This is a genomic window from Labrenzia sp. 5N, from assembly GCF_012395805.1.
Lineage (GTDB): Bacteria > Pseudomonadota > Alphaproteobacteria > Rhizobiales > Stappiaceae > Roseibium > Roseibium algicola.
On the sequence record NZ_JAAZTM010000014.1, the window covers coordinates 161,176 to 184,215 of the forward strand.

Annotated in this window: 20 protein-coding genes; 11 read left to right on the top strand and 9 right to left on the bottom strand. The window is 60.9% G+C overall.

What is annotated here, in order from left to right:
* Window positions 1–156: 156 nt before the first annotated feature.
* The 6 genes from fliF (at window position 157) to flhA (ending at window position 7,502) form a co-directional block, all read left to right on the top strand.
* Window positions 157–1,770, top strand: coding sequence for a flagellar basal-body MS-ring/collar protein FliF (fliF, locus tag HEP89_RS14295; protein ID WP_031268276.1), 1,614 nt, complete (start codon window positions 157–159; stop codon window positions 1,768–1,770).
* A 2-nt stretch (window positions 1,771–1,772) separates the two neighbouring features.
* Complete coding sequence (fliG, locus tag HEP89_RS14300; protein WP_022998155.1) at window positions 1,773–2,819, top strand: flagellar motor switch protein FliG; 1,047 nt, start codon at window positions 1,773–1,775, stop codon at window positions 2,817–2,819.
* Window positions 2,820–2,857: 38 nt separating this feature from the next.
* On the top strand, window positions 2,858–3,550 hold the full coding sequence (locus tag HEP89_RS14305) for a FliH/SctL family protein (protein ID WP_209014710.1): 693 nt from the start codon (window positions 2,858–2,860) through the stop codon (window positions 3,548–3,550).
* Window positions 3,547–3,882 carry a flagellar motor switch protein FliN gene (gene fliN, locus HEP89_RS14310; protein ID WP_022998153.1) on the top strand — a complete coding sequence of 112 codons (336 nt, stop codon included), beginning with the start codon at window positions 3,547–3,549 and terminating at the stop codon, window positions 3,880–3,882. The genes HEP89_RS14305 and fliN overlap by 4 nt, the downstream gene beginning before the upstream one ends.
* A gap of 12 nt (window positions 3,883–3,894) precedes the next feature.
* On the top strand, window positions 3,895–5,247 hold the full coding sequence (locus tag HEP89_RS14315) for a sigma-54 dependent transcriptional regulator (RefSeq protein WP_055655957.1): 1,353 nt from the start codon (window positions 3,895–3,897) through the stop codon (window positions 5,245–5,247).
* Between the two features lie 77 nt (window positions 5,248–5,324).
* Window positions 5,325–7,502, top strand: a complete 2,178-nt coding sequence (gene flhA / locus HEP89_RS14320; protein ID WP_152509845.1) for a flagellar biosynthesis protein FlhA — start codon at window positions 5,325–5,327, stop codon at window positions 7,500–7,502.
* Window positions 7,503–7,569: 67 nt separating this feature from the next.
* On the opposite strand, the gene HEP89_RS14325 is transcribed toward flhA, so the two are convergent.
* Entirely contained in the window at window positions 7,570–7,845 is a 276-nt protein-coding gene (locus HEP89_RS14325) for a flagellar biosynthesis protein (RefSeq protein WP_168692330.1), read from the bottom strand.
* Window positions 7,846–7,993: 148 nt separating this feature from the next.
* Complete coding sequence (locus tag HEP89_RS14330) at window positions 7,994–8,269, bottom strand: hypothetical protein (RefSeq protein WP_062487580.1); 276 nt, start codon at window positions 8,267–8,269, stop codon at window positions 7,994–7,996.
* 144 nt (window positions 8,270–8,413) lie between these two features.
* On the opposite strand from HEP89_RS14330, the gene HEP89_RS14335 reads away from it, so the two are divergent.
* Window positions 8,414–9,025, top strand: a complete 612-nt coding sequence (locus HEP89_RS14335; RefSeq protein WP_168692331.1) for a GNAT family N-acetyltransferase — start codon at window positions 8,414–8,416, stop codon at window positions 9,023–9,025.
* A 58-nt stretch (window positions 9,026–9,083) separates the two neighbouring features.
* Here HEP89_RS14335 and mtnA read toward each other — a convergent pair whose 3' ends face one another.
* On the bottom strand, window positions 9,084–10,190 hold the full coding sequence (gene mtnA, locus HEP89_RS14340) for an S-methyl-5-thioribose-1-phosphate isomerase (protein WP_075284768.1): 1,107 nt from the start codon (window positions 10,188–10,190) through the stop codon (window positions 9,084–9,086).
* 230 nt (window positions 10,191–10,420) lie between these two features.
* Here mtnA and HEP89_RS14345 point away from each other — a divergent pair, with 230 nt between their 5' ends.
* Window positions 10,421–11,002 carry a hypothetical protein gene (locus tag HEP89_RS14345; RefSeq protein WP_023014621.1) on the top strand — a complete coding sequence of 194 codons (582 nt, stop codon included), beginning with the start codon at window positions 10,421–10,423 and terminating at the stop codon, window positions 11,000–11,002.
* 104 nt (window positions 11,003–11,106) lie between these two features.
* Here HEP89_RS14345 and HEP89_RS14350 read toward each other — a convergent pair whose 3' ends face one another.
* A complete protein-coding gene (locus HEP89_RS14350) occupies window positions 11,107–12,045 on the bottom strand; it encodes a metallophosphoesterase (protein WP_152505753.1) in 939 nt (312 codons plus the stop codon).
* A 532-nt stretch (window positions 12,046–12,577) separates the two neighbouring features.
* Between HEP89_RS14350 and HEP89_RS14355 the strand changes: the two genes are divergently transcribed.
* Window positions 12,578–13,063: an NUDIX domain-containing protein gene (locus tag HEP89_RS14355; protein ID WP_168692332.1), complete on the top strand. Its 486-nt coding sequence runs from the start codon at window positions 12,578–12,580 to the stop codon at window positions 13,061–13,063.
* Between the two features lie 77 nt (window positions 13,064–13,140).
* Here the strand turns inward: HEP89_RS14355 and HEP89_RS14360 are convergent, their stop codons facing one another.
* Complete coding sequence (locus HEP89_RS14360) at window positions 13,141–14,115, bottom strand: glutathione S-transferase family protein (protein ID WP_077292098.1); 975 nt, start codon at window positions 14,113–14,115, stop codon at window positions 13,141–13,143.
* A gap of 376 nt (window positions 14,116–14,491) precedes the next feature.
* Here HEP89_RS14360 and HEP89_RS14365 point away from each other — a divergent pair, with 376 nt between their 5' ends.
* Window positions 14,492–15,004 (top strand): N-acetyltransferase, encoded by a 513-nt coding sequence (locus tag HEP89_RS14365; protein ID WP_062487590.1) that lies wholly within the window; start codon window positions 14,492–14,494, stop codon window positions 15,002–15,004.
* 235 nt (window positions 15,005–15,239) lie between these two features.
* On the opposite strand, the gene HEP89_RS14370 is transcribed toward HEP89_RS14365, so the two are convergent.
* The 4 genes from HEP89_RS14370 to HEP89_RS14385 are packed head-to-tail and all read right to left on the bottom strand — an operon-like array spanning window position 15,240 to window position 22,136.
* A complete protein-coding gene (locus HEP89_RS14370; RefSeq protein WP_168692333.1) occupies window positions 15,240–17,315 on the bottom strand; it encodes a hypothetical protein in 2,076 nt (691 codons plus the stop codon).
* An 8-nt stretch (window positions 17,316–17,323) separates the two neighbouring features.
* A complete protein-coding gene (locus HEP89_RS14375; protein ID WP_168692334.1) occupies window positions 17,324–20,143 on the bottom strand; it encodes a DUF4159 domain-containing protein in 2,820 nt (939 codons plus the stop codon).
* A gap of 3 nt (window positions 20,144–20,146) precedes the next feature.
* Window positions 20,147–21,082: a DUF58 domain-containing protein gene (locus HEP89_RS14380; protein ID WP_055655945.1), complete on the bottom strand. Its 936-nt coding sequence runs from the start codon at window positions 21,080–21,082 to the stop codon at window positions 20,147–20,149.
* A gap of 34 nt (window positions 21,083–21,116) precedes the next feature.
* Entirely contained in the window at window positions 21,117–22,136 is a 1,020-nt protein-coding gene (locus HEP89_RS14385; RefSeq protein ID WP_022998136.1) for a MoxR family ATPase, read from the bottom strand.
* 281 nt (window positions 22,137–22,417) lie between these two features.
* Here HEP89_RS14385 and HEP89_RS14390 point away from each other — a divergent pair, with 281 nt between their 5' ends.
* Window positions 22,418–23,026, top strand: coding sequence for a DUF1285 domain-containing protein (locus HEP89_RS14390; RefSeq protein ID WP_168692335.1), 609 nt, complete (start codon window positions 22,418–22,420; stop codon window positions 23,024–23,026).
* Window positions 23,027–23,040: the final 14 nt, after the last annotated feature.

Genomic DNA, 23,040 nt, shown 5'->3' on the forward strand with positions numbered 1-23,040 from the left:
AAATGGCGGAAACCCGCCGATCCGCCCCTATCGGAAAGGTTTTGTTAACCACTTGTTAACCACCTGGGCGGCAAATTTTGCCCATCGAAGGTGTGGCGTGCCCAGCCGACTCCAATAATAACGGCAGGGGCATGTTTCAAATGCGGGCGGGCATTCGTGAACGGACTTGTAGAATTCATCAGAACCTTGGGGGCGGCACGCATTGCTGCAATGGGGGCAGTTGCCGCCATCCTCGTCGGCGTCTTCGCCTTCATCATCTTTCGGGTGACGGCACCCCAGATGACGACACTCTACAACGAGTTGACCCTTGAGGATTCCGCATCGATCGTTTCCCAGCTGGAAAGCCAGGGCGTGCAATTCGAGATCGCCCGTCAGGGTGCCTCCATTCTGGTTCCGAACGAGCAGGTCGCCCGCCTGCGCATGCAGCTTGCCGCTGAAGGCCTGCCGACCGGCGGCTCTATCGGCTACGAGATCTTCGACCGTTCAGACACTCTTGGCGCCACCAGCTTCGTTCAGAACATCAATCACCTGCGCGCCATGGAAGGCGAGCTGTCGCGCACGATCGGCTCCCTCGACCGCATCCGTGCCGCCCGCGTTCACCTGGTTATCCCGGAGCGCCAGCTGTTCCAGAGAGACCGTCGTCCGCCGTCAGCGTCCATCGTGCTGAACGTTCGTGGTGCCCTCGGCCCGGGCGAAATCCGCGCTGTCCAGCATCTGGTTGCCACCGCGGTTGACGGACTTGAGCCGGACCGTGTCTCGATTGTCGACGAAAGTGGCCGTCTGCTGGCTTCCGGCGCGGGCAACGACGAAGACGGCCTGATGACGAATTCGCTGCAGGAGCGGACTGTCGAGGTCGAAGGCCGGCTGCGCAACCAGATCGAGGAAATTCTGAACTCCGTCGTCGGCCCTGGACGGGCACGGGTTCGCGTCAACGCGGAAGTCGACTATAATCGCCTGACGGAGACCACCGAGACCTTCGATCCGGACGGGCAGGTGGTGCGTTCGACCCAGTCCAAGGAAGAAGCTTCTTCCGCCGTGTCCCGGAACGGGCAGGTTACTGTTGCCAACCAGCTTCCGAACGCCGATGCTGGTCAGGGGCAGGCAGAGCGCGACACGTCGTCCATTACCGAGGAAATCGTCAACTACGAGATTTCCCACTCGACCCGGACCGAAGTTGTCGAAGCTGGCAAGATCAAGCGTCTGTCCGTTGCGGTGCTGGTTGACGGCACCTACCAGCCGGACGGCAATGGCGGCAGCACCTATACACCGCGCGCCCAGGAAACTCTGGACCGGATCGCTGTTCTGGTGCGCTCCGCAGTCGGTTTCGATGCCGAGCGGGGCGACGTTGTGGAAGTCGTGAACCTGCAGTTCGCCCTGCCGCCGCAGGACGACCTGCTGGCTGAAAGTGACAGCCTGTTCGATTTCACCCGCAACGACATCATTCGTTTTGCCGAGCTGGGTGTGCTGTTCCTGATCGCCGTGATGCTGCTGCTCTTCGTGGTTCGCCCGCTGCTGCGCCGCATCGTGACACCGGAAGAAAAGCAACCTCAGGAGCTGATGATCGGTCCGGATGGGACGCTGGTAGTGGAGACGGAAGTGCCACAAGAAGAATCGGCTGAAGACGAATTCGTGATCGAATGGCTGGAACAGGCCAAGCAGGAAGGGGCCATGCAGGCAAGCTCGATTGCCAAGGTAGGCGACATGATCAAGGACCATCCGACCGAAGCGGTGACCATCGTTCGCGGTTGGCTGGATGAACAGGCGGCCTGACGGTGAGCGATCAACTCCAGAAACAGCTGCAGGTCAGCGCGGACGAAGAAGAGCGCGAGCTGAAGGGAGCGGAACGGGCAGCCGTTCTGCTTCTCGCGCTTGGCGAGTCCCATGGCGCGCCGATCTGGGCAAAGCTTGACGAGATCGAGGTGCGCCAGGTTTCGGCTGCGATGGCCAACCTCGGTCCGGTCACGCCGAACATGCTGGAGAACCTGTTCAAGGATTTCGTGCGCCGCGTCAGTTCCAAGGGATCACTGACAGGGAACGTCGATGCGACCGAGCGGCTGCTGGCCAGCTTCCTGCCGGGCGAGAAGGTCTCCATCATCATGGAGGAAATCCGCGGTCCGGCCGGGCGTAACATGTGGGAGAAGCTCTCCAACGTGCAGGAGAACGTTCTCGCCAACTATCTGAAGAACGAATATCCGCAGACGGTCGCGGTGGTGCTGTCGAAGATCAATTCCGACCACGCGGCACGGGTGCTGGGCATTCTGCCGGAGGAGCTGGCGCTGGAAGTGGTCAGCCGCATGCTGCGCATGGATGCCGTACAGAAGGAAGTTCTGGAGAAGGTGGAGCAGACGCTGCGCGTGGAATTCATGTCGAACCTCACCAACACCTCGCGGCGCGACAGCCACGAGATGATGGCGGAGATCTTCAACAATTTCGATCGGCAGACCGAAGCCCGCTTCCTGGCAGCCCTGGAAGAGGACAACCGGGAAGCTGCCGACCGCATCAAGACCCTGATGTTCACCTTCGACGATCTGTTGAAGCTGGACGCAGCCAGTGCACAGACATTGCTCAGGCACGTCGAAAAGGACGCCCTGGCCATTGCACTCAAGGGCTCCACGGATACGGCAAGGGAATTCTTCTTCGGCAACATGTCGTCGCGCGCCGCAAAGCTTCTGCAGGACGACATGGATGCGCTCGGACCCGTGCGGTTGCGTGACGTGGACGAAGCGCAGACTGGCATGGTGAACAAGGCCAAGGACCTGGCAGCCAAGGGCGAGATCATGATCTCCAAGTCCAAGGGCGAGGATGAAATTATCTACTGATGCGGCAAACGACAGGCACTTACAGCAGAATGGGACGCATGACCAACCCATCGAAATTTCTGTTCAACGTCGACTTTTCCGAGCCTGAAGAGCCGGAAGAGGTCGCTCCCGTCGAGCCGGAGATACCGATGATTCCGGTCGCCCAGCATGAGGAATTGCTCAAGAAGGCAAGGGCTCAGGCCTTCGAGGAAGGCCGGGTGAAGGCGCTTCAGGACCTGCAGACCAAGCAGGAGACCTTGCTGACGGCGGAAGTCAATCATCTGGCCGGGGCGGTTTCGCGGGTGCTGGAGACCCTGGACGGGCAGGTGGCGGAACGTGAGAAAGATGCCATCAGTCTCGCTTTTCTTGTGGCCAGGCGTCTGTGTGCCCATTTGATCGCACGTCAGCCGCTGGCCGAGACGGTGGCTTTGGTGTCAGAATGCCTGGGACCGCTGCGCAAGGCGCCGCATCTCGTCATCCGCATCGCCGAGAAGGATGTCGAGGCGCTGAAGGCCCAGGTGGATCCGATCATTCACGAAAAGGGCTTCGAAGGGCGGCTGGTCATCCTCGGCGAGCCGGAAATCGGCCGCGGCGATTGCCATATCGAGTGGGCCGACGGCGGCATCAGACGCGACCGCAAGGCGATCGAAGCCGAAATCGATGCCAGCATTCGTTCCTACCTGCGAGGGCGCAGCGCGGAAAGACGCGGCAAAACCTCCGACACGTCGGCGGAAAAGGAAACTGAGGCATGAGCGACGAGCAAGATCACAATATCCCGCTCGACGAGCTCGAGGCGCCGCAGCGCCGGCTCGACGATGGCGAAATGCATGTACCGCAATCCGCGGCTGACCTTGAGGCCGTGTTCGATGTTCCTGTGCGCATTTCCGCCGTTCTGGGGCATTCCAGAATGCATGTCTCGGACCTGTTGAAACTGGCATCCGGAACGGTTCTGGAACTCGACCGGAAGGTGGGGGAAGCCATCGATATCTATGTGAACGACCGGCTGGTCGCCCGCGGCGAAGTCGTCCTGGTGGAAGACAAGCTCGGCGTGACCATGACTGAAATCATCAAGACGGATCGATAGGGAAAGTAACGGATGCGGCTGTTAATTGTCGGAACGCTCGGCGGTCAGCTGACGACGGCTTCCAAGATCGCGATGCAGGGCGGGGCCCAGGTCACCCATGCGGACGATATCGAAGGTGCCCTTAGGGTGCTTCGGTCCGGGCGCGGAGCGGACCTCCTGATGGTCGAGGTTCATCTCGACATTGCCGGGCTGATCCAGAAACTCCAGAACGAACGCGTGCATGTGCCGGTGGTGGCCTGCGGCGTGGAAACGGATGCACAGGCAGCGGTGTCTGCCATTCGGGCAGGCGCGAAGGAATATATCCCGCTGCCGCCCGATCCGGAGCTGATCGCAGCCGTTCTGGCGGCTGTTGCCCAGGAACGCGGCGACCTGATCTACCGGGACGATGCCATGGCATCGGTGGTCAAGCTTGCCGAACAGGTCGCGCCATCTGACGCTTCGGTGCTGATCACCGGTGAATCCGGCACGGGTAAGGAAGTCATTGCCCGCCATGTGCACAAATGCTCGAACCGGGCCTCGAAGCCGTTTATCTCGATCAACTGCGCGGCCATTCCCGAACATCTTCTGGAATCCGAACTCTTCGGCCACGAGAAGGGCGCCTTCACCGGCGCCGTTGCCCGTCGGATCGGCAAGTTCGAGGAAGCCGATGGCGGCACGCTGCTGCTTGATGAAATTTCGGAAATGGACGTTCGCCTGCAGGCCAAGCTCCTGCGCGCCATTCAGGAGCGTGTGATCGACCGCGTCGGCGGCACGCGCCCGGTTCCGGTCAACATCCGCATTCTGGCAACGTCCAACCGGGATCTTGCCGAAAGCGTGCGTCAGGGCCATTTCCGCGAAGATCTTCTGTTCCGCCTCAATGTGGTGAACCTGAAGCTGCCGGCTCTTCGCGAGCGGCCGGCGGACATCATGGAACTCGCCCTGTTCTTCATCAAGCACTACTCGGAAGCCAACGGTGTGCCGGTTCGGCCATTGTCCGTCGAAGCTCGTCAGGCGCTGATGTCCAATCCGTGGCCGGGTAACGTGCGCGAACTGGAAAACACCATGCACCGCGCGGTGCTGCTGGCCTCGGGTGGTGAAATCGGCGTCGAGGCGATCCGCATGCCGGACGGCACGCCGCTGAGCGTCTCCAAGGGCGCTGCGGAGCGGGCGGCACAGACGGCAGAAGCCGTGACGCGATCCTTCGTCGGACGCACGGTTGCCGATGTCGAGCGTGATCTCATTCTCGACACGCTGGATCATTGCCTGGGCAACCGGACACATGCTGCAAAAATTCTGGGTATTTCAATCCGGACGCTGCGCAACAAGCTGAATCAATATACCGATGAAGGAATAAGCGTTCCGGGACCGGGCGAAGCCCGGGCCTGAACGCACCGGCAGGAACCATAACGAAGGCCACGCCCGTTGATTGACCCGGGCGGCGGTTACAGGAAATCAGACCACACATGTCGGACACGGCAGCAGGCGAACAGCGCAGACCGGAAGGCCCCGCAGCGGAGCAGCAGACGGCTGCGCCCGCCGCGGCCACCGGTCTTGCAGGTTTCCCCGTCCTTCAGGAGATTGTAGATACCCTGCGCCGGGGTGACGTCGGTCTGGCGACCGGCATTCTCGTCATCCTGACGCTCCTGATCCTGCCGATGCCGCCGATGATGCTGGATACGTTCCTGGCGGTCTCGATCATCTTTTCCGTCATGATCCTCATGACGGGCCTGTTCATCCAGCGGCCGCTGGAATTCTCGTCCTTCCCGACGGTTCTGCTGATTGCGACCATGCTGCGGCTGGGTCTCAATATCTCCTCCACCCGGCTTATCCTGGCAAACGGGCATGAAGGCACTGCGGCAGCGGGCAACGTCATCCAGTCCTTCGGCAATCTCGTCATGGGCGGGAACTTCGTCATCGGGATCATCGTCTTCGCAATCCTGGTGATCGTGAACTTTGTCGTCATCACCAAGGGTTCCGGCCGTATCGCGGAAGTCGCGGCACGCTTTACCCTGGACGCCATGCCGGGCAAGCAGATGGCGATCGATGCGGATCTGTCCGCAGGCCTCATCGACGAAGCCGAAGCCAAGTCTCGCCGCAAGGCGCTCGAAGACGAAAGCGCCTTCTTCGGGGCCATGGACGGTGCGTCCAAATTCGTGCGCGGCGACGCCATTGCCGGCCTTCTGATCACCTTCATCAACATTCTCGGCGGCATCTTCATCGGTGTTGCACAGATGGAGCTGACCTTTACCGAGGCCGCCAACAACTACACGCTGCTGACCATCGGCGATGGCCTTGTCTCCCAGATCCCGGCACTGATCGTTTCCACGGCGGCCGGCCTTCTTGTTTCCAAGGCAGGTGTGCATGGCGCTGCCGACAAGGCGCTGACCAGCCAGTTCACCGGCTATCCGAAGGCGCTCGGCATGTCGGCCGCGGTTATGGTGATCCTGGCGCTGCTTCCGGGCATGCCCATGGTCCCGTTCTTCGGTCTTGCAGGTCTTGCCGGTTACCTGGCCTTTTCCGTCGGGTCGAAGAAGAAGAAGGCCGCGGCAAAGGCCGAGATGGTCAAGGCCGTGGAAGACGCGCCTAAGCCGCCGCCAGAACCGCCGATTACCGACGCCCTGAAGATGGACGAACTGCGGATCGAGCTCGGCTATGCCCTGTTGCCGCTGATCAACGGCAAGGCAACGGGCGACAACGATGTTCTGACCGAGCAGATCAAGGCATTGCGCCGCCAGATCGCGGGCGACATGGGCGTGATCATGCCGCCGGTGCGCATCCTCGACAACATTCAGCTTGGCGCGAACGATTACGTCATCAAGGTGAAGGAAGTCGAAGCCGGCCGCGGCGTGCTTTACCCGAACCACTTCATGGTCATGGATCCGGCAGGTGGGCAGGTCAAGCTGCCGGGCACGCACACCACGGAACCGACGTTCGGCTTGCCGGCAACCTGGGTGGAGGCCCAGTACCGCGAGGATGCTTCCCTGCGCGGCTACACCGTGGTGGATCCGGCAACCGTTCTGTCCACGCATCTGACCGAGACGATCAAGGCCAACATCAGCGAACTGCTGACCTATGGCGACGTGCAGAAGCTGCTCAAGGAGCTGAAGGGCGAGCAGGCCAAGCTGGTTGAGGACCTTATCCCGTCGCAGATCACCGTGTCCGGTGTCCAGCGCGTGCTGCAAACCCTCCTGGGCGAGCGGATTTCGGTTCGCGATCTCGGAACCATTCTGGAAGGCGTGTCCGAAGCAACCGGCATGACCCGCAATACGGACACCATTGCCGAGCACGTGCGCACCCGTCTTGGCAGGCAGATCTGCGCCGCCAATCTGGCGCCCGGTGGCTATCTGCCGCTGATCGCGCTGTCGCCGCAATGGGAGCAGGCTTTCCTGGAATCCATCATCGGCGAGGGGGACGACCGCCAGCTTGCGATGCAACCCAGCAAGCTGCAGGAATTCGTCGGCAGGGTCCGCGATGCGTTTGAGCAGGCTGCGCAGCAGGGCGAGGTTCCCGTGTTGCTGACATCCCCGCAGACCAGGCCGTTCGTTCGCTCCATCGTCGAGCGTTTCCGCGCCCATACGACGATCATGAGCCAGGCGGAAGTGCACCCGCGGATCAAGCTCAAGACAATCGGTTCGATCTGAGGCGGGGCAATCATCAGCGCGTTCAACAAGGCTCTGTTGAGCACCCGCTGATGTCATGCCCGGTGTGCTAGACGACCACGTTAATCCTGGCCATGGCGGCGGTCTGACTGGCGTATGTGCCCAGCCGGCCCTGGTTTTGCAGGACAAACAGCGAATTGGCCTGGGAGGCCTGCGTGTTGATCGATTGCATCACGTAAGCGAGGTTATTCAGCTGGTCGATACGCTTTGCGGCTGACTGACGCCGCTTTGTCCAGGCCTTGTTGTAGTCGGCCAGGGACACCTTGCGATTGGAGCTGAAACGTTTGGAATAATCTCGTTGGAAGTAGTTGCTGACCTTGGCCATGCGTTTGCCTTTTCAAAAGACTGAAACAGCATAGCTCCCGAAGGAATGAACAAGCTCTTAACGCGCGTTTCTCCGGAAAACGCTACGTAATTTTTCTTGAGAAAATATCATCGGCCCAGGCGTTTGCCCGGCGGTTCATCCAGGATTTTTAGACGAGCACATTGATGCGGGCCATCGCGGCGGTCTGGTTCGCATAACCACCCAGTCGGCCTTGGTTCTGCATGACAAACAGGGTGTTCGTCTGAGCTGCCTGCGTATTGATGGTCGCGAAGGTGGATGCCAGGTTCCGAAGCTGCTGCATTTTCTGCGACGACGCCTGACGGCGCCCGTTCCAGGCCTTGTTGTAGTCAGACCAGGTTGACTGCCGCTTCGTGCTGAAAGTTTTGTGGTAGTCCCGCTGGACGTAGTTTCCGACCTTTGCCATGGCAGCTCCTTCCTGGAGATCTGAACAGACTGTGTGCGAAGATGGTTAACAAGCCCTTAAATCAGCGCAATAAGCACAGGGCGGCTTGGCGACAAACGTTCCAGCTGTTAAGCCCGGAAAAACACGCGAGATTCTGGAGTTTTCATGTCGACGCAAGCGCTTAACCTCGATGGCTACACGGATATTCCGGAGGGCAAGGTTGCCTTCGTGGTCACGTTCCTGGAAATGCTTCAGGCACCTGAACAGCCTATTGCGCCATCACGCAGCGACGTGACATTGCAGCGGTGGCAGACGCCGGATCTCGACAGCTATCGCAAGCTTTTCCGGGAGGTCGGTGAAGACTGGATCTGGTTTGGCCGGCTGGTTCATGACGACAAGACGCTGGAGCAGTTGCTCGCCGAGCCTGCCCGCGAGAACTACCTGCCGATCATCGATGGCAAGCCGGTCGGTACGCTGGAGCTGGATTTTGCCAACTCGGAAGAGCCTGAACTTTCCTATTTCGGTCTGGTCCCCGGCGCGATCGGTGGCGGACTTGGCCGCTGGCTGATGGCCCAGGCGCTGGACATCGTCTGGTCACGCCCGGAAACGAAACGGCTCTGGGTGCACACCTGCACCGGCGACAGCCCGCAGGCGCTGATCTTTTACCAGGCCTGCGGTTTCAAACCCTACAAGCGCGCTATCGAAGTTGCCGAAGACCCGCGTCTGCAAGGACTTCTCGGGCGCAAGCGCGCCCCGCATGTGCCTGTGATCGAGTGAGGACGCGCTTCAGCGCGATCTCGAAGGAATGGGGCTGCCCGCTCGCAAGCGCACCCGTCTAGGCACTTGCCCGAACCCGCTCCGGAAAGGCATCTGCAATGGCCTTGCGGTTTGCCTCCAGCACGCCGCGCTCGGTGATGAGGCCGGTCACGAGACGGGCAGGGGTGACGTCGAAGGCCGGATTTCCGACAGGAGATCCGTCCGCAACGATGTCCACCGTCTCGATCTCGCCGGCGCTGGTGCGGCCGGTGATGCGGCTGACTTCTTCGCCGCCGCGTTCCTCGATCGGGATCTGCCGGATACCGTCCGACAGGGAAAAGTCGATGGTCGGTGACGGCAGCGCGACGTAGAAGGGCACACTGTTGTCCTTTGCTGCCAGTGCCTTCAGATAAGTACCGATCTTGTTACAGACATCACCGGTGGCCGTGGTGCGGTCCGTTCCGGTGATCACGATATCAACTTCGCCATGCTGCATCAGGTGTCCGCCGGCATTGTCGACAATCACGGTGTGCGGGACACCATGCTGACCGAGCTCCCAGGCGGTCAGGAAAGCCCCTTGATTGCGCGGTCGGGTTTCATCGACCCAGACATGAACGGGAATGCCGCCGTCATGGGACATGTAGATCGGCGCTGTCGCAGTGCCCCAGTCGACGGTGGCCAGCCAGCCGGCATTGCAATGGGTGAGGATGTTGACCGGCTCACCGGCGCGTTTCAGCCGCGAGATCGCGGCAATCAGCTCCATCCCGTGCATGCCGATGGCCATGTTGATGGCGATGTCCTCGTCGCAGATGTCATTGGCCAGCTTGAAGGCAGCTTCCTCGCGGATTTCAGGTGCCAGCCGGACCAGTGTCCGACGCGCCTTGTCGAGGGCCCATTGCAGGTTGACCGCTGTCGGCCGGGTTTCCAGCAGGGACGAGCAGGCAGCATGGAGATTGTCGTCTGAAGCGTCAGTCCGCATGGCCAGCGCGACACCGTAGGCGGCTGTTGCACCAATCAGAGGCGCGCCGCGCACCTGCATGAACCGGATCGCATGGGCGGCGTCTTCCATTGTATGCAGTCGGATGGTCTCGAACGTGTGCGGAAATCTTGTCTGATCGATGATCTCGACCGAGCCGCCATCTTCCGCCAGCCAGATCGTGCGATATTTCTTGCCGTCCACGTTCATGAGCGAAACTCCGCAATCGCAATATGTTTTTTGCATAACCCATGAACAGGCTTCAGGCCAGTCGCGCGTTACTGGCGTGACTGTCAAAAATACCTTAATCTCCGTTAACCATGTTTGGATCATTGCCAGTGGATAGCTCGCAGGTGGAGGCCATGCGGCTGTTTCACTCGGGATAGAGTCAGTTAAGACTTGATTCACCAACGGCAGTACAACGGAGTCACGTGTACCCCATGTCTGAAATGCAGGATAACGTTGTCCCACATACGCGCATGCGGTCCTTGCGCGATGCGATCCGGAAGGTTCAGCTTGGCGAAGTCGAACGTTCGGACGTGGTTGTTGAGCTCCAGGAGACCGAGCGTGCCCGGCTGGACATGCTTGCAGACGAACTCAAGGATGTTTTCAGGGAAATCCCGGAAGACGACGACCAGTTTTCCCTTCAGATCATCTCCGGTTCCACGCCACGGCTCTGGATCGATGCGACCAGCCACGTGGCCGTAGGCGGTGACAGGCGCACCTATCGGTTCCTGAAGGACACGCGCCTCGGCCGGGTGGTCATTCTGGAAACGGCCAACATCGACGACATGGCAGACTGCCTGACCGAATATATTGCCGAACGCGTGCTGGAGCGGGAAAAGGCGCTGGAAGGCGACTGGCTCAACAACCGGCTGCGGCAGGTCGCACTCGACAGCAAGGTCGTGCGCGTCAAGGAAAGCCGTACACCCTGGATGGCGGTCGCAGGTGCCTTCGGGATCGGTCTTGCGGCGGGCGTCATCGGCCTCATTGTCTTTGCCTGGTTCGCCAATCCGCTCTAAGGCGTCTTTTGTGAAAGACGTCCAGCACTCTCCAGTCTCGGTCCTGGTTACCGCAAGCCTGTGAGTGTCTTTCTGGGCAACTCGTCAGGCCTGCAGGAAGGGCCTCAGGGCCTGCCACCCGGAATGGCGACTTCTCGTTCCGTGAGCAGTTTCACCGGCTCGTCTGGCGCGGCAAAGCCATGCTCTTCCATTTGGCAGGACCAGCCCTCGTTTGTCTTTTCGATCCGGAACAGGTTGTAGCGCGCCGCCGGTTTCTTGCCGCCAGGCGCGCTTGTGGCAGATGGCACCCCAACCACCGGGACAAGCCCGTCCGGTCCCTCGATATGCTCGAAACTGTCGACATGGGTGTGGCCGTGCAGGATCAGCTCGGCACCGGCTCTCTTGACGACGGCGCGCACCCTGGAGGCGTCCGACAGGCGCTTGTGCCAACGGGTGGCATGGGGGAATGGCGGGTGATGCAGCATCACCACGCGGAAGAAACCGTCCCGGCCAAGGTCGTCCAGAATTGCCCGCAGACGCTTGCTCTGCTTGCTGCCGACACGGCCCGTTGCGAACCAGGGGCCGCTGGCACGACCGGTCGTCACGCCGACAAGGGCGATGCCGTCCCGCTTGCGAACATAGGGAAAGGTTGCTTCCGAGTTGGTGCCGTTTGACGGCACATTGCCTGCGCCATCGCCGCGCATGTACGGCCACCATGCCGCGCGGGCCCTGCGCACGGCTCCAGGCACATAGGCGTCGTGGTTGCCCGGAACGACGGAGACATCCTCCGGCGGGCCGATATCTTCAAGCCAGGTCCGCGCACCGGAAATTTCCAGGGGCAGCGCGATATTCACCAGATCGCCGGTGACTGCAATATGGTCGGGCGCCTGCGCCTGCATGTCATCGACGAGTTGTTCGAGATAACTGCCGCCCATGATCCTCGACCGGTTGCGGCGCCAGTTGAGGTAACCAAGGATCCGCTTGGAAAAGAGCTGCAGCAGCTTGGGGTCCGGAAGCGGGCCGAGATGAGGGTCGGAAAGATGAGCGAGCGTGAATGTGGACATGGTCGCGCATCTTCAAAACGAAAAGCGCCGCGTCAAGGGGAAATGACGCGGCGCTTTCAAGTGAGTTCAGGAACTGCCGGGAAACCGGTTACTTGACCGGTTTGACTGCCTTTGCGGCTTTCGGCGCTTTCTCGGTGTTATTGTCTGCGGAGCGCGTGGTTTCGCGCAGCGTCGCGCCAACAACATTCACGAATCCGAACATGGGTCTTCTCCGTACAGGTTCCTTCGACCGACCTTAGTTGGTCGGGAAAGTGGTCAGGGTTGCGACGATGCGCGGGTTGGTCAGGTCGATAGCCGGCTTCCACTGGTAATTGTTGCGGTTGCGGCGGCGTTTTCCAAACAGAGCGTTCAACATTTTATTTTTCCTTCAGGTTCGGGCGGTCAGAAGGGCTGCCCTCGAATTCATCAACTTGCCCGATATATATGCATGCGGTGCACAAAGGAGGAGCGTTATTCTCACGGGTCAGCCCTGCGGGGATTGCATGGGTTAAAAAAGTTTTATTTCCCCTCTGGATCCGGTAACGTCCTGAAAATGTTGAAGATATTATCAGTCTTGCCGACGTCGGTGACCACGCGCCTGATCCAGGGAATTGGACTTGTCCGAAACCCGTTCACGCTTGGGGTGCGCGTGATCGTTGAAGACCAGCACAGCCGGGTCCTTCTGGTGCGGCACAGTTATGTCACGGGCTGGTACCTGCCGGGTGGGGGCGTGGACAAGGGCGAGACGATGGAAGAGGCTGCCTGCCGGGAGGTTCTGGAAGAAGCAGGTGTCGTCTCGGTAAGCCGCCCGCAGCTTCTCAATATCTTCCTGAACCAAGAAGCGACAGGCCGGGATCATGTCGGGCTTTATCACATGCCCGAGTGGAGACAGGCGGACACCTTCCTTAAGCCCAATGCGGAAATCGAGGAAGCGGCATTCTTTGAACTGGAGGCTTTGCCGGAGGGGCTTACGCGGTCCACGGCCCGGCGGCTTGACGAGTTTCGCTCCGGCCGCGAACCGGAAAGCGGCAAGTGGTGAGGCCTGCCACCATCAGGTCGGTCATGTCGTCTTCCGAGGTAAGCCGTAACCGGCTCACCTGGAAGTTTCCTACATGATCAGGCAGCAGCCTTGAAACGCTCGCGGTCGTGAGGGCGGGTGAAATCCAGCGCAGGCCCGACAGGGACGATCCTCGTCGGATTCACACTCTCATGTGAACCGTAGTAGTGCTGCTTGATCGTTGTCATGTCGACCGTGTCTGCAACACCCGGGACCTGATAAAGCTCCCGCAGGTAGTTCGACAGGTTCGGATAGTCGTCGATCCTGCGGATATTGCATTTGAAATGCCCGACATAGACCGCGTCGAAGCGCACCAGCGTCGTGAACAGTCGCCAGTCGGCTTCCGTCAGCTGGTCTCCGACCAGATAGCGCTGACGGGACAGGCGGTCTTCCAGCTCGTCCAGTGCCTTGAACAGTTCCGTGACGGCTTCTTCATAGGCTTCCTGTGTGGTCGCGAAACCGGACTTGTAAACACCGTTGTTGACGGCGTGATAGACGCGCTCGTTGATACTGTCGATTTCGGTGCGCAAGGCAGTCGGATAGAAATCAAGGTGTGAGCCGGTCAGGTCGTTGAACGCCGAGTTGAACATCCGGATGATCTCGGAGGACTCGTTGCTCACGATCGTGTTCTGGTGCTTGTCCCAGAGGATCGGCACGGTCGCACGGCCGCTGTAGTGCGGGTCGGCCTTGGTGTAGACGTGCCAGGCGTATTTCGCGCCGGTCAGCGGATCTATCTCCGGAAACTCCCAGCCGTTCTCCAGCATGAGCGGCTGTACGGCGGAGACGGAAATCAGGTCTTCCAGTTTCTTGAGCTTTCGGAATACCAGCGTGCGATGCGCCCAGGGGCAGGCATAGGAAACGAACAGATGATAGCGATCCGCTTCAGCCTTGAAGCCGCCGTTGCCCGTGGGGCCGGCAGTCCCGTCCGCCGTGATCCAGTTCCGAAATGCCGCGTCCTTGCGGACGAAGCGTCCACCGGTGGATTTCGTGTCGTACCATTTGTCTTTCCAGACGCCGTCGACCAGCAGTCCCATGATGCGCTCCCTTGTTGTGCTTCGTCTGGTTAGGTTGTGCACACAGGCGGAAAATCAATCAATTGAATGCTCTGTTCCGGCTCGGTGAACAATCAGCGGACTGGTGAGAAGGGACAAAAAAGGCTGGACCGAAGCAGCCATTGCGTGGTAACCGCTTCTCCTCTTTCTGGAAATATCGGCTTTCGAACATGCTGATATCGCAACGAGACTGGGATAGATGACCGCAGGTCTTACGCTTCGACGACGAACCAGCCGACGAGATAACTCTCGTCCGCACCGTCGCGGCTGACCTGATCCTGGATCTTCCTTACGTTTTATCCAGGCACTGGCAGGCGCGCATTTCTCCAAAGACTGCATGCTTGCTGGAACCAGCCAAATGAAACAGACCACATGGGTCATCCGGCCCGAAGACGCGACCGACACCTCCGCAATTGACGATCTGCAGGCCGAAGCTTTCGGCCCAGGCCGGTTCGCGCGAACAGCTTTCCGGATCCGCGAAGGCGTGCCGCACCGTCCGGATGTCTCTTTCGTCGGCCTTGCGGGTGAGCAGGTGGCGGGGTCAATCAGACTGACACCGATCAGGATTGGCGACACCGATGCCCTGCTGCTCGGTCCGTTGACCGTATCTCCCGACTTCAAGAACCGGGGTCTCGGCAAGGCGCTTATGCGTACGGCGATGGAAGCGGCGGCTGCGGCCGGAGACAAGGTCGTGCTGCTGGTTGGTGATGCGCCTTACTACAGCCCCTTCGGCTTTCAGCAGGTTCCGTTCGGACGCATTACGCTGCCCGGGCCCGTCGACCCGGCGCGGCTCCTCGTCGCGCTGTTGAATGACGGCGACATTCCGAGCGGAATGGTGCACGGCGGAGCCTCTGCTGCGGTCGCTTCCTGAGGTTGTTTCTGCGTGACGCGGGGCGGGTTAACTGTGGGTGTGGCCCATCCTTCGAGACAGGCCTTCGGCCTTCCTCAGGATGAGGTTGAGGGGAAGCTACCGGCCTATCAATATTCTCTTCCTCATCCTGAGGAGGCCTTCAGGCCGTCTCGAAGGATGGGCCCCAAACACAACAGATCGGTTCGTACTTAGCTCAAGCGGATTGCCGACCGCCACAAGGGCGGTCGCACGAAAGCTACCGTCCTTCGCGATACCAGGTCAGGGACAGGGCACCCAGCAAGAGGGCAAGACCAAGCAGTCCGATCATCAGCGGATAGCGGTCGATGCCGTTGAGGACGCTCGCCTCAGTGGCCTTCAGCCCCAGCCAGCCATTGCCGGCGTAGCTCGCTGACGGACGCATTGAAACAATGCGTGGGACGGTCAGGTCTCCGCCGACATCCCGCAAGCGCTCAGACGCTCCACCCGTCGCTTCGCTGAGCGGGGCCAATGGCTCGGTGGTGGACAGAACGTCGGTATATTCACGCGGGTTCTGGGGCCCAACGTGGATCAGCGCGCTCATGTCGCCTTCGGTGACCGAGAACAACCCGGTTTCACCGGCAGGCATGCCGCCACGCCACAGGCCCGGTTCCTGTTCGGTCAGAACGATCTGCGACCGGTCGCCTGTCGGCGAGACGACCGTGACTTCCCCGACGGTCTCGCCAAGGGTCTGGCGTTCGATGACCAGCTCCGGTCCGCGCATGGATACATTCAGCGCTTCTTCTTCCAGATCCGGTTCCTTCATCAGCCAGTGGGCCAGACGGCGCAGCAGCGGAACATGCGGACCACCGCCTTCATAACCACGTGCCCAGAGCCAGACGTGATCGGACAGCAGCATGGCCACTCGGCCTTCGCCTTCGCGGTTGAGAACCAAGAGCGGCGTGTCGCTCGGTCCGGACATCAGCGTCTGGCCGGCGTCGAGCTCGGTGTCGACGACGCGGAACCAGCGGCTCCATGCGGGCGGGTCCTGTTCGGATCCGGGCAGCCCACGGGTGACCGGGTGGCGCTTGCCGAGGTCGGCGAGGGACGCGTGGTAGGGTTGTTCAAGTATGGTGCCGGTCGGACGGGCCGGAAGGATCGGCGCCAGTGGCGTGCGGTATAGGCTGCCACCTTCGGCGTAATCGGGACCACCGGCCAGCAGCATCGCACCGCCGTCGCGCACATAGCGGGCGATGTTATCGAAATACAGCATCGGCAGAACGCCGCGGCGCACGTAGCGGTCGAAGATGATCAGGTCGAATTCGTCAATCTTCACCGAGAAGAGTTCCCGGGTTGGGAAAGCGATCAGCGAAAGCTGGTTGATCGGCGTTCCGTCCTGTTTTTCCGGCGGGCGCAAGATGGTGAAGTGAACCAGATCCACCGAGGCATCGGACTTCAGAAGGTTGCGCCAGGTGCGTTCACCGGCATGAGGTGACCCGGAAACAAGCAACACACGCAGATTCTCGCGGATGCCGTCGATGGTCACAACGGCCCGGTTGTTGAGCGTCGTGAGTTCGTCGGTCAGCGGCTCGGCGTCGAATTCGAAGATATTGTTGCCGCCATGGGCGATCTCAACCGGAATGTCGATCTTCTCGCCTGTCCGGGCCGTGCGTTCGGTGACGACATCGCCATCGCGTTTGACGGTCAGGCGCACCTGGTCGCCAGGTCCCGTGCCACGGCCCTGGTCGACGACTGTCAGGCTGACGATCTGCTCTGAATCAACCAGGCCGAACCGTGGGGCCTTGTCGAGTACGATGCGCCGGTCCCGTTCATCAACCGTACCGGTGATAAGGCCATGAACCGGGGCGTCGAACCCCAGGGCGCCTGCGTTGCCGGGGATGTCGTGGATCTGCCCGTCAGTCACGATGATCGCACCACCAACCCGATCCGGCGGAACGTCTGCAAGGCCGTTTGCCAGGGTCTGGAAAGCCTCGGTGCCATCACCTGAACCGGAGTTTCGCGCTTCCAGAACGCGCAGGTCAAAACCATCAAGGGCACTGATGCGGCGGGTCAGTTCTTCCACGGCCTCATCGGTTGTCGACTGGCGATCGGAGAGGCGTTGGCTCTGGCTCTTGTCGACGACAAGAGCAACTACGCTTGAGAGCGGTTCCCTGTCTTCCCGCTCTACAGCGGGGTTGGCCAGCGCCAGCAACAGCAAGGCCATTGTCAGGGTGCGCAGCAACCAGCCACGCAAATTCAGAAAGCCGGAAAAGGCGGTTAGAAGAACAGCGATAACGCCGCCTGCCACAAGGGCCCAGAGCGGAACGAGGGGATCGAAGGCGAGTGACCAGACCATCTAGTCTCCTATTGTCCCAAACGCTCAAGCAGAGCGGGAATGTGCACCTGATCGGCCTTGTAGTTGCCGGTCAGGCTGTACATGACGATGTTGACCCCGGAACGGAAGGCGTAGTCCCGCTGTATGGGATTGTTGGGCACCGTCGGATACATGAACTCACCTGCCTCGGTGATTGCCCAGGCAGCGGCAAAATCGTTGCCGGTAATGAGGATCGGTGACACGCCGTCACCGGCCCTCACCGGCCGGTCGCCCCTGGCTGCAACTTCTTCCAGGCTTTCCACCCAGAGCGGGCTGGTCGCATACCGTCCCGGGAACGAATCCAGCAGGTAGAAAGCCTTCGTCAAAACGTGATCGGGCGGCACCGGCTCAAGCGGAGGAACGTCCAGGTCTTCCAGGATTTCACGCAGCTTCAGCGTTGCCGGCGTCGAGGCGAAGCCGTTGGCCGAGGCATTGATGTGATCGCGCGTGTCGAACAGGATCGTTCCGCCGTTGCGCATGAAAGTGTCTATGCGGGCAATTGTCTGATCGTTCGGTTTGTCGGCAGCCGCATCGATTGGCCAGTAGAGCAGGGAATAGAACGCAAGTTCGTCGCGTTCGATGTCGATGGCAATCGGTGCCCCAGGTTCAAGCGCGGTGCGTTCCGACAGGAATTGGGTCAGCCCCGAAAGGCCTGCAGAGCTGGCATCGTCGATCTCAGGATTGCCCGTCAGCACGTAGGCCAGGCGGGTTTCCAGGGTCGATTCCAAGGCCAGAAGATCATCCGAGCTTGATTGCGCCCTGGCTTGATCAATGCCGGCAGGGGCCAGGAGGCCCGCACCGAAAGCCAGAACAAGAGCCGTGGCGGCGGCGCGGCTGCGCAAGCCGAGACGGCTCAGGCCACCGGCCAGCAGGAAAACGGCAATTGTATCGAGGATCATCAGCAGGAAAGCCAGCGTGAAGAACAGGGCTCTCAGATCAAAGGGATCGGAGGTCGGGTAGGCAGTTTGCACGGTTCGGTCGCCCAGCGCCGAGAGGTCCAGCGGCAGGAGCTCATCGTCCCGCTGCATCAGATTGAGCGCACGGAAGCCGTCTTCCGTGCCGTAAAGACCGGGCGGTGTTCTGCGGCTAGCTTCCGCATCCCGGAAAACGGACGCGTTCACTGGCGTGACTTCTACCGGCGGCGGGCCGAAACGGCCATAACCGTCCAGCAGGCGCAAGGGCGGCAACACGCTCGTTGCCGGCGTGCCATCTTCGGCGGTTTCAGAGGCGGCGGCCACGTTCGAGACCGACAGGATCCGCCGCAGCAAGTTCAGGAAGACGCCAGACAGCGGCAGGTTCGACCAGGAGGAATCCGCTGTGACGTGGAACAGCACCATCGACCCCGCGCCGATGGGAGCCGCCGTCACAAGGGGAGTGCCGTCTTCGAGCATGGCCCAGGTGCGTTCAGGCAGATCCGATGTCGGCTCGGCCAGTACCTGCCGGGTCACAGTAACTTCCTGTGGGACCCGCAAGCCCGCGAAGGGCGATCCTTCCGGAAAGTCTGCCAGATGTTGTGGCTGTTTCCAGCTGAGTGAACCACCAAGGGACCGGTCACCTGCGCGCAAACGAACGGGGATGAGATCGTCACTGCCACCCGCGGTCCGAGGGCCGGCGAAGCGGACAAGCGTGCCGCCGTTTTCAATCCAGTCGCGAAGCGTCTCGGTCGTCGATTCAGGCAACCGGCCAACGTCGGCGAGAACCAGCACGGAAATGCCCTGCTCGATCAGCGAAGGTACAGCGTCGGCAATATCCGCATCGCGCGGGCGACGTATGTCCGAGAAGGGCGCAAGGGCGCGCTCCAGATAATAAAGGGGCGACAGCAGCGGCTGATCCAGATCGCCCGACTGGCCTGAAATCAGTCCGACCGTGCGTCGGCGCCAGCTGTCATCCACCAGTTGGACGGCGCCCGCGGCGGCCTCACCGGTGACTTCGACCCGGGCAATGTCGTTGCGCAATTCGCTTGGCAGTTCGAAGCGCGCCTGTGTTTCGGTCGCGCCAGCGTCAAAATTCGCTTGCACTTCGCCAAGGACAAGGCCTTTCAGATCGAGAGCCTGAAGTGTTGCGGAGCCCAGTCTCTGATCCGGGTGGCGCACAACGGTCAACGACAGGGCGTCGGCGTCGTTGTTGAGGTCCTTCAATCCCATGGGCGTGTCCAGACCTGTCAGGACCGTTATCGGAGCCGTGCCGGAAATCTGTGCGAGATCGGTTAGAAACGAACCTTTGGTGCTGGTGTTGTCCGACAGCCAGATCACGGCACCGGGCGGTGTCTCCTGGGCTGCCTTGCGCAGGCCGATGCTGAGTTCGGCGCGCTGCGGCGGATAGGGACGGGGTTCAAGTGCGCGCAGTTTTTCCAGAGCCGTTGTTGCTGCCTCCGGTGTGAAACTCTGGCCGGGGCCTTCGGCGGAGGCTGCAAACAGGATTGGCTGACCGCTCTGTTCTGCTTCGCTCAGGATCTGCTCGGCTGCATTGACCTGCGCGGTCCATCCCTTCGCGGATGTCCAGCCGTTGTCAACCAGAACCCAAAGGACACCTTCGCCGGTTTCAAGCGGTTCGCTGGAACGCCAGATCGGTCCGGCCAGGGCAATGATGAGGATGGCTGCCATCAGCAGGCGGAGCAGTGTCAGCCACCAGGGGCTGCGCTGCGGTGTTTCCTCATGCTGATCGATGCCGATCAGCAGCCGGGTCGGCGGAAACCGGATTTCGCGAGGGCGCGGCGGTGTCAGGCGCAACAGCCACCAGATAACCGGAAGCAATGCCAGCGCGGTCAGGATCCAGGGGGCGGTGAATGTCAGAGGCAATCCTGCGAACACGGGTCAGATGCCTCCTTTTGGCAGTACGTCCAGCGCACCGGACAGGGCACTGTGAAGCACGAGCAAAGGTTCGGATGCCGGACGGTCGGTGTGGTGCAGGACATATGTCCAGCCGGCACGCCTAGCGATGTCACGAATTTCCGCGCGGTGGGCTTCCAGCCGGTTGCGATAATCCTCGCGCCACTTTTCCGCGCGTCCGGCGGTCAGCCGAAACCCCTTTTCCGGATCGGTGAATTCGACCCTGCCGTCAAACGGGAAGGTTTCCTCGATCGGATCGAGGACCTGAACCAGGTGACCACGCGCACCGGTGCTGGCAACACGGGCAACCCATGCCGCGACGTCCTCGATCGGGTCCAGAAAATCGGACACCAGAACCACATCGGCAAACCGTTGCACGGCAGTGGTGTCCGGATAGGCGATCGGTTTGGAAAGATGGGTGAGTGCATCGGCGAGGCGTTCAGCGGCACGCCGGTCGGAAAAGGCTCTGGTCAGGCCGGGAAGTCCGATCCGTTCGCCTGTTTCAGCCAGCATGTCGGCAAGTGCAAGCATCAGCACAATGGCGCGGTCGCGCTTGGCGACACCTGCAAGGCGGGAGCGGAAGACCATGGAGGGCGAAAGATCTGCCCAGAGCCAGACCGTGTGTGCGGCCTCCCATTCGCGTTCGCGAACATAAAGATGATCATCGCGTGCGGAACGGCGCCAGTCGATGCGCTTTGCCGGTTCACCCATGTTGAACGGGCGGAACTGCCAGAAGCTTTCCCCCGGGCCCGCACGTCGACGGCCATGCCAGCCGGCGATGATGGAACTGGCAACATGGCTTGCCTCGACCAGCAGATCCGGCAGGGCATCGGCGACCGACCGGGCCTCGCCGATGACGTTCGGCCAGGTATCGGCATCAATGCCTGTCTGGTTGCTGCCCTGCGTACTGCTCGAATCCATGCGGTCGGCTTCCTGGCTGGTTAAGGGGAGGGGATCAGGCGATCAGTTCCTTGACCCGTCGAATGACGTCGCGAACGGTGTGACCGTCGGCTCTGGCCGCAAACGTCAGCGCCATGCGATGCTGAAGGACCGGTTCGGCTAGAGCCAAGACGTCATCGACGGAAGGTGCGAGACGCCCGTCGACAAGCGCGCGTGCCCTGACGGTCAGCATCAGTGCCTGGCTGGCACGCGGTCCCGGACCCCAGGCGATCAGGTTGGTGAGATCGGAAGGTGCGGAGCTGTTGTCCGGGCGTGCGGAGCGCACAAGCTTCAGGATTGCTTCCACCACGGATTCGCCTACCGGCATGCGACGAACGAGCTGCTGGTATTCCATCAGTTCTTCCGCGCGCATGGCTACCTGGGCCTTGGCCTGATCGGCACCGGTGGTTTCCAGCAAGATCCGGCGTTCGGCTTCAAGATCCGGGTAATGTACGTCGATCTGCATCAGGAACCGGTCGAGCTGGGCTTCCGGCAGCGGGTAGGTGCCTTCCTGTTCGAGCGGGTTCTGCGTGGCAAGCACGTGGAAGGGGCGCGGCAAGTCATGCGGGTGTCCGGCGACGGTCACATGATACTCCTGCATGGCCTGCAGAAGCGCCGACTGGGTGCGCGGGCTGGCACGGTTGATTTCGTCAGCCATCAGCAACTGAGAGAAAACCGGACCGGGAATAAAGCGGAACGAACGGCTGCCGTCGGCACCCTGTTCCATTACTTCGGCACCGAGAATGTCGGACGGCATCAGGTCTGGCGTGAACTGGATGCGTCGGGCGTCGAGGCCCAGAACGGTGCCGAGCGTTTCCACCAGCTTGGTCTTGGCAAGGCCGGGCACACCGACAAGAAGGCCGTGGCCGCCAGCCAATATGGTGACGAGCGACTGCTCCACCACATTTTCCTGACCGAAGATGATCCGGGCGATATCGACCTTGGCATCGCTGATCCGATTGACGGCGCGTTCGGCTTGTTCGGCGACGGCGGCGAGATCTTCTTCGCTTGGGCTGGAGGGAGAAATAACGCTCATGGATCACCTTTCCCGCAATCTGCGTTTCGACTGCCTGTCCGGCCCTGGGGCTAACAACACCCCTGACCTTTGTTGCTGCGACTCAAGCAGTCTGACACCATATAAATCAGTAGATAAGGCGCAATTGTGCGCCATACAGTGGAAAGGTCCAAGAATCTTTCCTCACTTTGGGGAAAAGGTCGGGCCTGCGGGAAGCCGGGAGCAGGCGAAGAAGATCCGGGCGGTAGCGGAATTGTCAAAAATTCCGGTACCTTGATGAAGACGACAAGGGCGAAACATCCATGGCGGAGGCAACCGCAAAAACGGACGGGGCACTGCCCGAAGGTTTAAAGGCACTGATGAGCCGGGCGGACACGGGCGGCAAGGGACCACCTCCGGTCGAGAAGTGGAATCCGCCGTTTTGCGGGGATCTGGACATCCGCATTGCCCGTGATGGCACGTGGTATTATCTCGGTTCGCCGATTGGCCGCATGCCTCTGGTGAAGCTGTTTGCCTCTGTGCTGCGCAAGGACGAGGACGGCCGGCATTATCTGGTCACGCCAGTCGAGAAGATCGGGATAACCGTGGAGGATGCCCCGCTTCTGGCCGTCGAGATGGCGGTGGAAGGCGAGGCTCAAGAGCAGCAGCTCACGCTGCGGACAAATCTCGGTGATCTGGTCGCCGTTGGTGCGGACCATCCTCTTCGATTTGAAAAAGAACCGGACAGCGACGGTTTGAAACCCTATGTTCACGTCAGAGGGCGCCTGGAGGCCTTGTTCACCAGAGCGCTGATGTATCAACTGGCGGATCTTATGGAAGAGCAGGAAACAGATGACGGCACCCGGATGGGGGTCTGGAGCGGTGGCCGGTTCTTTTCGGTAGATCCCGCCTTCCTGAGCGTTCAGGACTGACCGAATGAACTGTT